The organism is Streptomyces sp. NPDC046931 (assembly GCF_040644655.1).
Lineage (GTDB): Bacteria > Actinomycetota > Actinomycetes > Streptomycetales > Streptomycetaceae > Streptomyces.
The window spans coordinates 79,984-94,282 of record NZ_JBEYWX010000014.1; the positions used below are offsets into that span (position 1 = coordinate 79,984).

The following is a 14,299-nucleotide window of genomic DNA, read 5'->3' on the forward strand; positions in this document are numbered from 1 at the left end:
CGCCTCGCGGTACCGAAACGGCGCCATGCGCGCCATTCGGGTGATGCTCCCGGCCGTTCCCTCCCGCCCGTGCCCGACTTCAAGAAGGACAAGCCGCCCGATCACGAGCCACCCCAGGGCGCCACCGGTCCCGAGGCCCTGTCGGGCAGGGACCCGTTCATCATGCAGGCCGACGGCAAGGCCTGGCTGTACGTGCCGTCCGGCGTCACCGACGGGCCGCTGCCGGTGCACTACGAGCCGCAGGACTCGCCGTTTACGAACCTGCTGTACGAGCAGCAGCGCAACCCCGTACGGCAGTTGCTGCCCCCGCACCCGAACAACCGCTACCAGCCGAGCGGCGACGAACCCGGCTCGGAGGTGTTCCCGTACGTGGCGACCACCTACCGGCTCACCGAGCACCACACGGCGGGCGGCATGTCCCGCTGGCAGCCCTATCTGGCGGAGCTGCAACCGGAGTTCTTCTGCGAGGTGTCCCCGGAGCTCGCCGCCGAGCGGGGCCTTGCGCACACCGGATGGGCGACGATCGTCGGCGCGCGCGGGGTGATCGAGGCGCGGGTGCTGGTCACCGACCGGATGTCACCGCTGACGGTGCACGGGCGCATCCCGCACCAGGTGGGCCTGCCCTACCACTGGGGTCCCAACGGCTACAGCACCGGCGACGCCGCCAACGAGCTGTTGCACCTGTCGCTGGACCCGAACACGCACATCCAGGAGACGAAGGCGTACGCCGTGGACATCCGTCCGGGCCGGCGGCCCCGGGGCCCGGCGTCCGTCGAACTCGTGCGGTCCTACCGTGTCCGGGCAGGCATCGACGACCACACGGGAACGGAGCTGTGAGCGGAGCTATTTCAGCACGATCGAGTGGGACCCGCGCGGCACCAGCTCCCCCACCACCGGCGCCCCCGGCACCTCGCCGGCGACGAGCAACCCGCCGGAGGTCTGCGCGTCGGCCAGCAGCAGGCGGGTGTCGGCGTCGGTGTCGCCGAAGTCGGTGTGCGGCGCCACCCATGCGAGATTGCGCCGGGTGCCGCCGCTGACGTATCCGTCCCGGACCGCCTCCCGAGCGCCGTCCAGGTAGGGGACGGCGGTGGTGTCGACGACGGCGGTCACGCCGGAGGCCTTCGCCAGCTTGTGCAGATGACCGAGGAGGCCGAAGCCGGTGACGTCGGTGGCACAGGTGGCCCCGGCGGCCAGGGCGGCGGCCGAGGCGTCCCCGTTGAGGGCCGTCATCGTGGCGACGGCCTGCTCGAACCGCTCCCCCGTGGCCTTGTGACGATTGTTCAGCACACCGAGCCCGAGCGGCTTGGTCAGCGACAGCGGCAGTCCGGGCCGTCCGGTGTCGTTGCGCAGCAGCCGCTCGGGGTCAGCGATACCGGTGACGGCCATGCCGTACTTCGGTTCGGGGTCGTCGACGCTGTGCCCGCCGCCGACGTGGCAGCCGGCCTGCGTGGCGATGTCCAGTCCGCCGCGCAGCACCTCGCGCGCCAGGTCGAAGGGCAGCACACCGCGGGGCCATGCGAGGAGGTTGACGACGACCACCGGACGGCCGCCCATCGCGTACACGTCGGACAGGGCGTTGGCCGCGGCGATACGCCCCCAGTCGTACGGGTCGTCGACGACGGGGGTGAAGAAGTCGGCCGTGGCCACCACCGCCGGCGCGCCGGCACCGCCGGTGGCGGGCAACGTCACGACGGCGGCGTCGTCGCCGGTGGCCGTTCCGACGAGGAGCGAGGTGTCGCCCGCGACCGGCGGTACCGCCAGCGCGCCGACCATGTCCTCCAGCTCGCCGGGCGGGATCTTGCAGGCGCACCCGCCGCCGTGCGCGAACTGGGTGAGCCGTACGGGTGTCTCACGCGTCGTGGTCATGCCGGAGTCCTCCATCGCTCGTGGGTGGCGGGCGCCCCTCCGTGCGCCGCGCGCCGGGTACCGCCGGGGGCCCCGGCGAACTTGTCTCCGTCGTCCCCCGTCGTCCCCCGTCGTCCCCGTCGTCCCCGTCGTCCCCGTCGTCCCCGTCGTCCCCGTCGTCGGCGCCGAACCTCCTGACCCGACCAGGGGTGTGGCCGTCGGAGATGGCGCGACGCCGTCCGGTAGCCTGGCGGGCGGTGGAGGCGTGTGGGTGCCTGGTGGCCCTCCCGGTCTTCAAAACCGAGGTGTCCGAGGATCTCGGGCAGGCGGGTTCGATTCCCGTCCGCCTCCGCTTCCCACGCCGGACCGGCAGCGGCGACGCTGGTCGTCCACCCGCTGGGTGTAGCCCCTGGCGTCCAGGAACTCAAGCAGCGGCACGGCCACCCTCCGGGTGGTGTCCAGGGCTCGGCGGGCCTCGCTGAGCGTGAACGGCTGGGGCAGCCCGCGCAGGACGTCGGCGGCCCGGGCGTCCGCCCCGGGCAGCAGCAGGATGCCGTCCGTCACCGCCAGCAGCTCCCCCGCCGAGACCGCGGCGGCCACCGCCTTGCGGGTGAGGCCCAGTTCCTTGAGGCGGTCCGCCTCCGGGGCACGGAACGGCGTCCGCGCAAGGTCGCTCCGTACGGCGTCGACGGCCGCCGCGACGGCCGGCGGAAGCGTCGCCCGGGCGCTGCCGGGGCCGTACAACCGGCCCTGCCGCCAGGTCAGTTCCGTGGTACCCGGCATCCTGGCGAGGGCGTCGACCAGCGATCTGTCGGGCAGGCCGAGCAGGCGTCGGGCCGCCTCGGCCGGCAGGCCCGGCTCCAGCGGATGCCGCTGTGCGTACCGTTCCACCTCGGTGGCCAGCCGCGCCCGCAGCCCCGCCCAGTGGGCTTCGTCCACGAGCCAGTCCCCCGCAACGGGCGCGGTGGGCGGCGGCACGCCCATCGCCAACAGCTCGCAGCGGCGGACGAGTCGGCGCCGCCGCAGCTCTCCGGGGCCATCGGGTCGGCCGGTCATGGCGGCGAGTTCCACCGCCCTGGCCCGGCCCGCGCCCCGCCGGCTCAGGCGGGGCGGGCGCACGTCCAGCACGGTCACGCCGCAGGGTGGGCGCCGGCCGCCCGGTTCCCGCAGCACCGCCCGGTCGCCGACGCGCAGGGGAAGCTCGCGGCCCAGGGTCAGCCTCGCGGTGTCCTCGCCGAGGGGTCGGACGGTCACGGGGACGGCGGCCGTGCCGATGTGCAGCGTGGCCTCACGGGGCAGATCACCGACCGGCTCGCCGCCGACCCGGACGTCGATCAGGCCGGTGAGCAGCCAGCGGTCCGGTGCCAGCAGCACCTGCCCTCGCCGCAGAGGGCCGTCCGCGGAGCCGTGCACGTTGACGGCGACGCGCGCCACCCCCCGCACGTCGTGCCGTTCCTCGTTCAGGCACTGGAGCCCGCGCACCCGCAGGACCGCCGAGCCGTCCCCCGTCACCAGGCGGTCACCGACCCGCAGGGTGCCCGCTCCGAGCGTGCCGGTCACCACGGTGCCATGGCCGCGTACCGTGAAGGCGCGGTCCAGCCACAGCCGTGTGTCCGCATCGGCGGGCGGGTGGGGCAGTGTGCCGGCCAGCCGGGCCAACTCCGTGCGCAGTGCCTCCAGTCCGGCGCCGGTCATCGCGCTCACGGCGACCGACGGCACCGTGCCGAGCGAGGTGGCGGCCATGCGCTCGAGGGCATCGGCGCGTACGGGTTCGGGGTCCGCCAGGTCGCTGCGGGTCACCGCGAGCACGGCGTGCCGCACCCCGAGTGCGTCGAGGATCGCCAGGTGTTCCTGCGACTGCGGCTGCCAGCCCTGGTCGGCCGCCACCACGAACAGGACGGCGGGCACCGGTCCGACCCCGGCGAGCATGGTCGCGACGAACTTCTCGTGCCCCGGCACGTCCACGAAGGCGAGGTGCTCCCCGTCCGGGCCGATCCGGGTCCACACGAAGCCGAGGTCGAGGGTGAGTCCCCTGCGGCGTTCCTCCTCGAAGCGGTCGGGTTCCATCCCGGTGAGCGCCCGCACCAGAGCGGACTTGCCGTGGTCGACGTGCCCGGCGGTGGCCAGCACCCGCATGGCCCTACCCCCTCGCGGCCGAGCGCACGGCGCCGGCGAGCCGCTCGTCGTCCTGCTGCGGCACCGCCCTGAGGTCGAGCAGGCAGCGCCCCGCCTCCAGGCGCCCGACCACGGGGACCGGCCCGGTGCGCAGAACGGCGGCGAAGGAATCCGGCAGGGACAGCGCCGCGCTGGGCAGTGTGACACCGGGCGCGCCGCCGCCCCCGACGGTCGCGGCGCTCTCGACCGCCCGTACGTCGACGCCGTCGGCGCTCAGCACTTCGGCGAGCCGGACGGCGCGGTCCATGAGGTGGGCGGGGTCGGCGCTCAGCGCGGCGGCGGTCGGGGTCTGCGGACCGGTGAGGGTCGCCTCCAGGGCGGCCAGCGTCAGCTTGTCCACCCGCAGGGCACGGGCCAGGGGATGGCGGGACACGGTGCGCATCAACTCCTCTTCCCCGAGGAGCAGTCCGCACTGCGGTCCGCCCAGCAGTTTGTCGCCGCTCGCGGTGACGAGTGAGGCACCGGCGCGCAACTGGGTCTCGGCGTCGGGTTCCTCGGGCAGCAACGGGTGCGGCGCGAGCAGGCCGGAGCCGATGTCGACGACCACGGGGACCTCCAGCGCGGCCACTTCGCCGGTCTCGGCGGCGCGGGTGAATCCGGTGATGCGGAAGTTCGAGGGGTGCACCTTCAGCACGAAGCCGGTGTCCGGGCCGATCGCGGCGGCGTAGTCGGCGACGGTCGTCCGGTTGGTCGTGCCGACCTCGCGGAGCCGGGCCCCTGTGGAGACGAGGAGGTCCGGGAGCCGGAAACCGTCCCCGATCTCCACCATCTCCCCCCGGCTGATGACGATGTCCTTGCCGGCGGCCAGCGCGGTGGCGACGAGGACCAGGGCGGCGGCACCGTTGTTGACGACGTGCACCGCGGCGGCGGACGGGACCCGGTCGTGCAGGGCCCGCAGTGCCGTGCGTCCTCGGCGGGCGCGTACACCGGTGCGCAGGTCGAGCTCGACGTCGGTCGGCCCGGCGGCTTCCTGCACCGCCTGGCGGGCGGCCGCCGACAGCGGCGCCCGGCCGAGGTTGGTGTGCAGCACGACACCGGTGGCGTTGATCACCGCCCGGAGCCCGCCGGCCGTGGCGGGCAGCAGGGCGGCTGCCGCGTCTCCCACCTGCTCCGGCGGGATACTGCCGTTGCGCGCCCGCTCCTGTGCCAGGCGGACCGCCTCCTTCACCACGCCCGGTCCCAGTCGGCACGTGGCCCGGATCAGCCGGGGATCACGCAACACGTCGTCGGTGCGCGGAATCCGCCGTCGCGCGTCGGCGGTGTCGCGGCGCCGTGACGAACCGGCGGTGCCGTCCGCGGCCGTCCCGGTCCGCTCGTCGGCCCCGCCCGCTGCGACCTGCCGCTCCATGCAGCCCTCCCTCTTCGGCCCCGCTCGGGCTGTCCGGGAGAACCCATCGTCTCCCAGTGCCCGCGGCCGGCAGTCCGACACGCCGGGACGGCACACCTGCGCCGTCCGGCGGCGGCCGGGGCCGGGGTATGGGGTGTTCGACGTACGGGGAGGGTCCGGGAGCCGCGGTCCCGGGCTCAGGGGCGGGTGCGGGAAGCGATCCTGGTGCGGTCCAGCGCCCGTCTGAATTCGTCCATCTCCGGCTGCGGCAGATCGCCGCCCTGGGCGAACTTGAGGACGTGTTCGGCGACGAGCCGCAGCTTGGTGTTGGTGTGCTGCGAGACGTCCCGCAGCACCCCCCAGGCTTCGTCCTGCGGAATCCGCCCCAGTACGACCACCGCTCCGATGGCCTGGTCGACCAGGGCGTGCGAAGCCACCGCGCGCTTCAGATGCCGATTCTCCACCCGCAGCCGCTCGCACTCCTGGGCCAGTTCCGTGGTGCCCGCTGTCACAGTTCCACCTTCCCGCAGGAGGCGTCCGAGCACGACTCAGACTTTTGCCACGCCTGGTTCACGGGTGGGCTAGGCCGGACGGGGAACCGAAGGGCGTGTGCCGGGCGCCCATGGCCACGGTGGTGGTGACGCGTACGACGCAGGGCGTCCGGGGGGTCGATCCGAACCCGAACCGCACGGGGGGCTCGACCGGGGCGAGGGAGCCCAGGTCCTCGCCCTCGTAGCGGGCCGCGGCGGCGATGACGGGATGCAGGTCCTTCGCCCCGTACCACTCGTACCGGCCGGCGCCCGCGCTGCCACAGGTCCGCGTGTCCAGCAGCAGCCGCGCAGGCAGGGCCACCGCCGCGGCCCAGGCGGGGCGGGCGGCCAGCGGCCCGGGCACGGCCCTGAGCAGGCGTCCCAGGGCGCCCCGGCGGCCCAGGACGAGGCGCAGATGCAGGCAGGGGGCGGTGACCGTCCAGTGACACCCGGCGGTATCCACCCTGACCGGCGCCACCCGTACCTCGTCGAAGGCGTAGGTGCCGGCGATGAAGTGCGCCGTCCGCGCGGAGGGGGCCAGCAGGAGGCGGTGCCCGTCCCGCCGCTCCAGCATGACGTCGTCGAAGGGCCCGAACGGTGTGCGCGTCCAGCGCCCCACCACCACCCGGGTCCCGGACGACGTACCGATGCCGGCGATCCAGCCGTCGAAGCGCAGCCGATCGTACGGCCGCACGGTCGGCCTCGCGGTGTCAGGTACCGCCTCGGGACCGGGTGAGTGCGTCCTTCGCCCGGTCGACCAGGGAGGCGAAGGGCCCGGTGATCCACTGGGCGGTGGGCGATCCCGCCGCGGTGGGGTGCGGGTGGGTCGGTGCGATCTTCTCGACCATCTGGAGCTGGGCACCCATCCGCTTGAGCTGGGCCTCGTCGCAGCCCTGACGCACGGCGGGGAACTCCTCCTGCTCCTCATGCTCGGCGTGCTCGATCACGGACCGCTCGAAGGCGGCCAGCCTGCCGTCGAACTCGGGGCTGCCGACGTCCATCTTCTCCAGCTGGGCGAGGACCTTGTTGGCTGCCTGTTCCTCATGGTTGCGGGCTTCGGCCTCCGCCTTCCCGGCGGTCTTCTTGGCCGTGGGCCGCAGGATCATCTCCTCCGCGGTCTCGTGGACCGCCAGCAGAGCCCTCAGCTCGTCGAAGATCGACTTCTTCTGCTCCCCCTGCGCGCTCTTGACCTCGGCGAACAGGTCACGGATCCGGGCGTGCTGCTCCAGCAGGATGCGGACCACGTCGCCCTCCGGAAGTCGCGCCGCCTCCTCGCGTTCCTTCGTCGCGTCGCTCACGGCAGCGCCCTCCTCTCCATATCGGCCGTCGGCTTCACCGGGCGGGTAACCCGGACAAGGGCGAGCAAAACCGGGCGAAGAACATGAAGGGGCTGAGGCGTCCCGGGCGTGTACGGGATCGGCCGATGAGGTCCCGGGGATTACTGACAATTGATTGAACAGCCGAGACTGCTAAACCTAGTGTTATTACCTGTGAAGATGGACAAGGACACGGGTTCCGATCGCATCGCCGTCGCGGAGGACATCGCACACCTCGCCTCCGGTCTGCGGCTGGCCGTGGGCAGAACGACCCGGCGGCTGCGTCAGGCGCACGCCGTCGGCGATGTGTCGCTCTCCGGAGTGTCGGTGCTCGCGCGGCTCGCGGCCGAAGGTCCCGGCTCTCCGGGGTCCCTCGCCGACCTGGAACGTGTACGGCCGCAGGCGATGGCGAGCACGCTGGCCGTGCTGGAACAGCGGGGGCTGGTCCGTCGTGCACCCGATGCGGCCGACGGACGACGGGCCGTCGTGGCCATCACCGAGGAGGGACGGGCCATGCTGGCGGAGCGGGCCTCCGAGTCCATCCACCGCCTCTCGGCCGTCCTGGAGGAGTTCACGCCTCAGGAGCGCGAGACGCTCGCCTCGGCGCTGCCCCTCCTCGACCGACTGGCGGCACGGCTGTGAGCGCGGGCGCCTCGGGCCCCGGCGACCGGCGTGGGGACGGCGCGGTGGGCGGCCGGCCGCCCGCCGTGCGTGCCGCGCGCAGCACGCGCCGGCGGGACCTGCCCCCGGGACCGGGCTACAAGTGGGTCGCCCTGTCGAACACCACGCTCGGTGTACTGATCGCGACGATGGACGCCTCCATCGTGATCATCTCGCTGCCCGCGATCTTCCGCGGGATCGGCCTCGACCCGCTCGCGCCCGGAAACATCGGCTATCTACTCTGGATGATCCTGGGCTATCTGCTGGTGTCGGCCGTACTCGTGGTGGTCCTCGGCCGGCTCGGCGACATGTACGGCCGGGTCAGGATCTACAACCTCGGCTTCCTCGTCTTCGCCTGCGCCTCGGTCGCGTTGTCCCTGGACCCGTTCCACGCGGGCGCGGGGGCCTTGTGGCTGATCCTGTGGCGCATCGTGCAGGCGTTCGGGGGCTCCATGCTCACCGCCAACTCGGCCGCCATCCTCACCGACGCCTTCCCCGCCCGGCAACGCGGCATGGCCCTCGGCATCAACCAGATCACCGCGCTCGCCGGCCAGTTCCTCGGACTCCTGGCCGGCGGACTGCTCGCCGCCGTCGACTGGCGGGCCGTGTTCTGGGTGAGCGTGCCGGTGAGTGTCGCCGGGACGATCTGGTCGTATCTCAGTCTGCGCGAGACCGCGGCGGGCCGCCGTGCCCGCATCGACTGGCTGGGGAACATCACCTTCGCGGCGGGCGCGGGGATCCTGCTGGCCGGCATCACGTACGGCATCCAGCCCTACGGTTCCAGCCCCACCGGCTGGGGCAACCCCTGGGTGCTCACCGGGCTCTTCGGCGGCGGAGCCCTGCTGCTGCTCTTCTGCTACGCGGAGACGCGGGTCGCCGAGCCCATGTTCCAGCTGGCCCTGTTCAAGGTGCGGGCGTTCGCCGCGGGCAATCTGGCCGCTCTGCTGACCGCGATCGCGCGCGGCGGGCTCCAGTTCATGCTCATCATCTGGTTGCAGGGGATATGGCTGCCCCTGCACGGCTACGCGTTCGAGGACACCCCGCTGTGGGCGGGCATCTTCATGCTGCCGCTGACGCTGGGCTTCCTGATCGCCGGTCCCCTGTCCGGCTATCTGTCGGACCGGTTCGGCGCCCGTGTGTTCTCCACCGCGGGTCTGGTCGTCGTGGCCGGCTCCTTCCTCGGCCTGCTGACCCTGCCGGTCGATTTCGACTACGGGGTGTTCGCGGCGCTGCTGCTGCTCAACGGGCTCGGCCAGGGCATGTTCTCCTCACCGAACACGTCGTCGATCATGGGCAGCGTGCCGCCGGAGTACCGGGGCGTCGCCTCGGGCATGCGCTCGACCTTCCAGAACTCGGGCACCGCCCTGTCCATCGGTGTGTTCTTCTCGCTGATGGTCTCCGGGCTGGCCTCCTCGCTGCCCGCGGCCCTGCGCCCCGGACTCACGGCGCACGGCGTCCCGGCCGACGCGGCCGCGCACGCGGCGTCCCTGCCGCCCGTCAGTACGCTGTTCGCCACGTTCCTCGGCAACAACCCCGTGGAACACCTGCTCGCCTCCGGCGGGGCGGTCACCCACCTCCCGGCGGCCCAGCGTGCCGCCCTGACCGGCCACGGCTTCTTCCCACGGCTGGTCTCCGGGCCGTTCCACCACGGGCTGACCATCGTCTTCGGCGTCGCCGCGGCCATGGCCCTGGTCTCCGCGGTCGCCTCGGCCCTGCGCGGCGGGCACACGCCGGCGCGGGAGCGCACTCCCCGAGACGGGCCGCCCGCCGTCGACGGGCCGCCCGCGGTCGGCGTGCCCGCGAAGGAGGCACCGTGACGTCACAACGCGCCCTCCTCATGGCGTCGGCGCGCCGGACACCGGTCACCAGGCCGGTCGGCCGAGCGGAGTAGTCGGCGGCCGGTATCCGTCCTCCTGGCGGGGGACAGGCAGCCGGGGCCGGGTGTGCCGGGCTCTGAGGGCGTCACCTCTCATGGAAGCTGGGCGACCACGCATCCTCTCCCCCTCGACTGTCCACGTGCCGGAAGGAAATCAGCCATGCCCAAACGAGCCGCCGTCGCCCGGCGAGCCGCCTGTAGCCTCGGCGGAGCAGCCCTCGTCGCCTCCGTCGCCGTTCTGCACGCTTCCGCCGCACCGGCATCCGGCCGTGAAGTCGCCACCAAGGTGCCGTGCAGCGGCGCCTCCCTGGTCTCCGCGATCCGGACCGCGAACAGTCGCATCGGCGGCACACTGGCGCTCGCCCCGCACTGCGTCTACCACCTGACCGCTCCCTTTGCCGGCCAGGACGGCCTGCCGCCCATCACCAAGCGGATCACTGTCCTCGGTAACGGCGCCACCATCCAGCGCGACCGGTCGGCCACCCGCCCGTTCCGGATCTTCGAGGTGGTGTGGGGCGGGAACCTGGATGCGCGGTACCTCACCGTACGCGGCGGAAAGGTCACCGGGCAGCCGGAGCTCGGCGGGGGAATCCAGGTCACGGCCGGTGGCCGTATGAATCTGGACCACGTCACGGTGCTCCAGAACTCCTCCGCGCGCAACGGGGGCGGAGTGGCCGTGCTCGGCTCCGCCACCATCAGCAACTCCAAGATCCTGGCCAACAGAGCCGCATTCGGTGGCGGCCTGGTGCAGTTCGGCAGCATCTCCAGGACCACGATCAGCAAAACCGTGATCCGGTACAACGTGGCACGCTTCGACGGCGGAGGCCTGGAGTTCGGCGGCGGGGCGGCCGTCGTCCGCGCCAGCCACATCACTGACAACTCCGTGACGTCGGGTGACGGCGGCGGCGGCATCTTCAGCGGCGCCGCTCTGCAGGTCATCGACTCGAGCGTCGACCGCAATCACGTCGGCGTCATGTCGAAACTGCCAGGGGGCGGAGGCATCTACAACGACGGCCCGCTGACCCTGCGGAACACATCGGTCAGCAACAACCGGGTCACCGGTGTCACGGCTCAGGGCGGAGGCCTCTACAACCTGGGCGGACACGTCACTCTGTCGAACGTGCGGATCACCGGCAACTCCGCCCCCCACGCGCCGGGCGGTGTATGGACCGACACCCCGATCGGGAGTGGTTCGCAGATCACGAAGAGCCTGAGCGCCAACTGCAAGGGCAGCCCGGTCATCCCTGCAGGCTGCATGAACTGACGCCGGGCCCGGGCGCCTTCGCGACGAGGTCTCGAAGGCCTCCGGGACCACATGAAACGCGATCCCAGCGGGGCGGGATGCCCCGCTGGTCGCAGATCCGGCGCCCGGTGTCGTCGGGCAGGGCTTTTTGCGCCGGAGGAAACCTAGGTCTCCGGGCGTCGGCGCGAGGCCCGCGGTATGGGCTGGCCTCCCCGGGGATCCCTCGTGAGCTCTTCGGAGCCGAGGAGGATGCGGTCGCCGTACAGAGCCTCCAGCCAGTTGGTCTGGTAGATGGTGTCGAGGTAGCGCTCGCCGAGGTCCGCGGCAATGGCCACCGAGGTCAGACCGCCCGGGTCATGGCGGGTCAGCCAGTCCAGCGCGCCGCTGACCACCGTCCCGGTGGAGCCACCGAACAGGAACCCGCGCCGGGCCAGACGGTGGCAGGCACGGATGGTGTCCGCCTCCTCCACCCGCATCACGTCGTCCACGAACGACTCGTCCAGCAGCGGCGGCCGCATGCTCATGCCCAGACCGGGGATCATCCGGCGCCCCGGCTTGCCGCCGAAGGCCACCGAGCCGACGCTGTCCACGGCGACGATCCGTACGGACCTGTGCCACTGACGGAAGTAGCGCGCGCAGCCCATCAGGGTCCCGGTGGTGCCCGCCCCGATGAACAGGACGTCCAGCTCCGGGAACTGCTCCGCGATCTCCGGCGCCGTGGTGCGGTAATGCGCCCGCCAGTTGCCCGGGTTGGTGTACTGACCGAGCCACACATACCGGTCGTCGGAGGCGCACAGCTCACGGACGTACTCGATGCGCGCGCCGAGGAAGCCGCCGTTGGCGTCCAGGTCGGCGACGATGTGCACCTGGCTGCCCAACGCCTCCATCAGCAGTCGGGTCGACAGATTGCATCGGGAGTCCGTGACGCACAGGAACCGGTAGCCCTTGCTGGCGGCGATCATGCTCAGCGCCACGCCCAGGTTGCCGGACGAGGACTCGACGAGGATCGAGTCGGGCTTCAGGACTCCTTCCCGTTCGGCCGTCTCCACCATCTCGATGGCGGCCTTCAGCTTGATCGAGCCCGCGAAGTTGAAGCCCTCGCACTTCAGGTAGAGAGAACGCCCGAAGATCGGCTCGAGGTCGACGTACAGCTGGCTTTCGTTGAAGGCGTGAGGAACGGTTATCACGGGCACGGTGGCCTCCTGGTGCCAGGGCTGAAGCAAGGCGCCTTCAGCCGTATCGGCGCAGCTCGTGGAAGAAGTCGTCGATGAGGTGGAGGTGTCCGGCCCGGGCGGCTTCGTCGTAGACGTACTTGCCGACGGCGAGGTCGAGGACGCCGAGCCCGAAGGGCGAGAAGATCACCGTTCGGTCGGCCGGCGGGGTCGCCTGTCCGGTCATGACGTCGTTGAGGGTGCCGTCCAGGAAGTCGCGGTTGCCGGTGGCCTGCTCCGTGAGATGGGGTGACGTGTCGGCCTTCAGACAGTGCTCGACGTCGTCCACGTAGTTGGCCGAGGCGAGCAGGATCCGGGGGGCGAGGTCACGCAGGGACACGTGCAGGACCAGCGGGTTGTGGCTGAACCATGCCGGGTCGGTGACATGGGGTGTGCCGGCGACGGTGGCGAAGACCACCAGGTCGCTGGAGCGGATCAGGTCCTCGGCGCTGTCGTGGACCGTGACCTGTCCGGTGGTCGGGGACTGCCGCAGATAACCGCAGAATCCGGCGGTGCTGTCGGCGGACAGGTCGTGCACCCCGGTCGTGTCGAACGCCCAGCCGGTGCCGATGAGGAAGGCGTGGATGTACCGGGCGATCAGGCCCGCGCCGAAGAATCCGACCCGGGTGGGCCGGGGCCGGGTGCGACTGAGCCAGTCCGCTGCCAGTGCGGCGGACGCCGCGGTTCTGGTGGCGCTGATGATGGAGCTTTCCAGGCAGGCCAGCGGGTAGCCGGTGTCCGGGTCGTTGAGGATCAGTACCGCGGAGGCCCTGGGCAGCCCGGCGGACACATTGCCCGGGAAGCTGGAGATCCATTTCACGCCGTCGACCCGCACGGACCCGCCGATGGAGGCCGGCAGGGCGATGATCCGGGCCGTCGGGCGGTCGCGGAAGCGCAGGAAGTACGAGGGTGGGTTGACCGAGTCCCCTGCGCCGTGCAGTCGGTAGGTGGTCTCGACCAGTTCCACGATCCGTCTCTCGCGTCCGGCGAGTGTCTGCTGGACCTGGGCTCCGGAGATCACCGCGAAGGTCGGCGCGGGGTCCCGGGGCGGCGGGGCGGGCTGGGTGGCGGAGGAGGGCAGGGTCGTCATCGCTGACTCACCTCCGGGGTCGGGTCGCTGTCGGGGAGGCGCTGCGGTTCGGCCATGCCGACCAGCACCCGGCGCTCCCCGGAGAAGGCCTCGCGGCTGTGTGCGGTGCGGATGTTGTCGACGAGCATCAGGTCCCCGGGCTGCCAGGGCTCGCGTCGGGTGTGCTCCTCGTAGGTGCTGTTGATCAGCTGGATGACGTCCTCGCCGATGGGGCTGCCGTCGCCGAAGCGAGTGTTGAACGGCAGCCCGTCCTCGCCGTAGATGTCCACCAGGTACTCGCGCACTTCCGGGGCCAGCGTCCACTCGTTGAGGAAGGCGATCTGGTTGAACCAGCAGCGCCGGCCGGTCCCCGGATGCCGCACCACTGCGCTGCGGCGCTGCCGTGTTCGCAGCGACCCGTCGGGCTGCCAGGCGAACTCGATGGCGTGGGTGCGGCAGTACTGCTCCACGGCGGCGTGGTCGCCGGTGCCGAACGACTCCTCCAGGGACGCCCCGATCTCGTCGTTGTAGCTGCGGGTCAGCAGCCAGCCCTCGTGTTCGAAGCGTTGGGTCAGCGTGCTGGGCAGCGCCTGGAGCAAGCGCTCCGCGTCGGCGACGGCGGTCGCGCCGCCCTGGTCGGGCGCGCTCAGGCAGGCGAACAGCATCAGGCCGGGGACCTCCAGCCGGTAGCTCAGTTCGTGGTGCATGCACATCGGCTGGTTGTCCGGCCAGGCAGCGGAGGAGTACAGCCCGGGGCCGTGGCTCTGCCGGGGGGCGAAGGCCTCCCTCTCCGCCATCAGACCGTCGGTGAGTCCCGCGAAGACGGCGCCGACCTGGCCCGTGTCCCGCAGTCCGAGGCCGCGGACGAGAAGCGCTCCGTGCTCGGCGACCTCCGCGCGCAGTGCGTCGCGGTGCCCGGCCGCCCAGCCGGCCGGATCGCCGGGCGGGTCGACGTGCAGGATCGGGGGCCTGTCCGGCAGCAGCTCCACCTCGAGCAGTGATGCCGGGGATGAGGAGGACATCTCGGTTTCCTTTCGACGGCCCCCC

General features: G+C 72.1%; 11 protein-coding genes, 1 tRNA gene and 2 pseudogenes. 5 read left to right on the forward strand and 9 right to left on the reverse strand.

Annotation, left to right across the window (positions count from 1 at the left end; genetic code table 11):
- Positions 1-69: 69 nt before the first annotated feature.
- Positions 70-837, forward strand: a pseudogene (locus ABZ876_RS23555) (formate dehydrogenase subunit alpha); the annotation flags it as partial.
- Between the two features lie 6 nt (positions 838-843).
- Here ABZ876_RS23555 and selD read toward each other — a convergent pair.
- Positions 844-1,866 carry a selenide, water dikinase SelD gene (gene selD, locus ABZ876_RS23560; protein WP_361784476.1) on the reverse strand — a complete coding sequence of 341 codons (1,023 nt, stop codon included), beginning with the start codon at positions 1,864-1,866 and terminating at the stop codon, positions 844-846.
- A gap of 238 nt (positions 1,867-2,104) precedes the next feature.
- Here selD and ABZ876_RS23565 point away from each other — a divergent pair.
- Positions 2,105-2,198, forward strand: a tRNA-Sec gene (locus ABZ876_RS23565).
- A 34-nt stretch (positions 2,199-2,232) separates the two neighbouring features.
- Here ABZ876_RS23565 and ABZ876_RS23570 read toward each other — a convergent pair.
- From ABZ876_RS23570 to ABZ876_RS23590, 5 genes and pseudogenes are all read right to left on the reverse strand, one after another.
- Positions 2,233-3,981: pseudogene (locus tag ABZ876_RS23570) on the reverse strand (SelB C-terminal domain-containing protein); the annotation flags it as partial.
- A gap of 4 nt (positions 3,982-3,985) precedes the next feature.
- The gene (gene selA / locus ABZ876_RS23575) at positions 3,986-5,368 is read right to left on the reverse strand and encodes an L-seryl-tRNA(Sec) selenium transferase (RefSeq protein WP_361784479.1); all 1,383 of its coding nucleotides are present in this window, start codon (positions 5,366-5,368) and stop codon (positions 3,986-3,988) included.
- 176 nt (positions 5,369-5,544) lie between these two features.
- A complete protein-coding gene (locus ABZ876_RS23580) occupies positions 5,545-5,859 on the reverse strand; it encodes an ANTAR domain-containing protein (protein ID WP_361784482.1) in 315 nt (104 codons plus the stop codon).
- A gap of 58 nt (positions 5,860-5,917) precedes the next feature.
- Positions 5,918-6,571 (reverse strand): hypothetical protein, encoded by a 654-nt coding sequence (locus tag ABZ876_RS23585; protein ID WP_361784485.1) that lies wholly within the window; start codon positions 6,569-6,571, stop codon positions 5,918-5,920.
- Positions 6,572-6,587: 16 nt separating this feature from the next.
- The gene (locus ABZ876_RS23590; protein WP_361784488.1) at positions 6,588-7,175 is read right to left on the reverse strand and encodes a hemerythrin domain-containing protein; all 588 of its coding nucleotides are present in this window, start codon (positions 7,173-7,175) and stop codon (positions 6,588-6,590) included.
- A 198-nt stretch (positions 7,176-7,373) separates the two neighbouring features.
- Between ABZ876_RS23590 and ABZ876_RS23595 the strand changes: the two genes are divergently transcribed.
- From ABZ876_RS23595 to ABZ876_RS23605, 3 genes are all read left to right on the forward strand, one after another.
- Positions 7,374-7,835, forward strand: coding sequence for a MarR family transcriptional regulator (locus ABZ876_RS23595; protein ID WP_361784489.1), 462 nt, complete (start codon positions 7,374-7,376; stop codon positions 7,833-7,835).
- A gap of 65 nt (positions 7,836-7,900) precedes the next feature.
- Complete coding sequence (locus ABZ876_RS23600; protein ID WP_361784817.1) at positions 7,901-9,670, forward strand: MFS transporter; 1,770 nt, start codon at positions 7,901-7,903, stop codon at positions 9,668-9,670.
- Positions 9,671-9,889: 219 nt separating this feature from the next.
- Positions 9,890-10,993 carry a hypothetical protein gene (locus tag ABZ876_RS23605; protein WP_361784492.1) on the forward strand — a complete coding sequence of 368 codons (1,104 nt, stop codon included), beginning with the start codon at positions 9,890-9,892 and terminating at the stop codon, positions 10,991-10,993.
- Positions 10,994-11,136: 143 nt separating this feature from the next.
- Here ABZ876_RS23605 and sbnA read toward each other — a convergent pair whose 3' ends face one another.
- The 3 genes from sbnA to ABZ876_RS23620 are packed head-to-tail and all read right to left on the reverse strand — an operon-like array spanning position 11,137 to position 14,274.
- Positions 11,137-12,165 (reverse strand): 2,3-diaminopropionate biosynthesis protein SbnA, encoded by a 1,029-nt coding sequence (sbnA, locus tag ABZ876_RS23610; RefSeq protein ID WP_361784495.1) that lies wholly within the window; start codon positions 12,163-12,165, stop codon positions 11,137-11,139.
- Between the two features lie 37 nt (positions 12,166-12,202).
- Positions 12,203-13,273 carry a 2,3-diaminopropionate biosynthesis protein SbnB gene (gene sbnB / locus ABZ876_RS23615; protein ID WP_361784498.1) on the reverse strand — a complete coding sequence of 357 codons (1,071 nt, stop codon included), beginning with the start codon at positions 13,271-13,273 and terminating at the stop codon, positions 12,203-12,205.
- The gene (locus ABZ876_RS23620; protein WP_361784501.1) at positions 13,270-14,274 is read right to left on the reverse strand and encodes a TauD/TfdA family dioxygenase; all 1,005 of its coding nucleotides are present in this window, start codon (positions 14,272-14,274) and stop codon (positions 13,270-13,272) included. Before ABZ876_RS23620 ends, sbnB begins: the two co-directional genes overlap by 4 nt.
- Positions 14,275-14,299 lie beyond the last annotated feature (25 nt).

What these genes read in the sequence shown, in the direction of transcription:
- selD (WP_361784476.1), bottom strand. Translation starts at nt 1,866, where the DNA reads ATGACCACGACGCGTGAGACACCCGTACGGCTCACCCAGTTCGCGCAC.
- selA (WP_361784479.1), bottom strand. Translation starts at nt 5,368, where the DNA reads ATGGAGCGGCAGGTCGCAGCGGGCGGGGCCGACGAGCGGACCGGGACG.
- ABZ876_RS23595 (WP_361784489.1), top strand. Translation starts at nt 7,374, where the DNA reads ATGGACAAGGACACGGGTTCCGATCGCATCGCCGTCGCGGAGGACATC.
- ABZ876_RS23605 (WP_361784492.1), top strand. Translation starts at nt 9,890, where the DNA reads ATGCCCAAACGAGCCGCCGTCGCCCGGCGAGCCGCCTGTAGCCTCGGC.
- sbnB (WP_361784498.1), bottom strand. Translation starts at nt 13,273, where the DNA reads ATGACGACCCTGCCCTCCTCCGCCACCCAGCCCGCCCCGCCGCCCCGG.
- ABZ876_RS23620 (WP_361784501.1), bottom strand. Translation starts at nt 14,274, where the DNA reads ATGTCCTCCTCATCCCCGGCATCACTGCTCGAGGTGGAGCTGCTGCCG.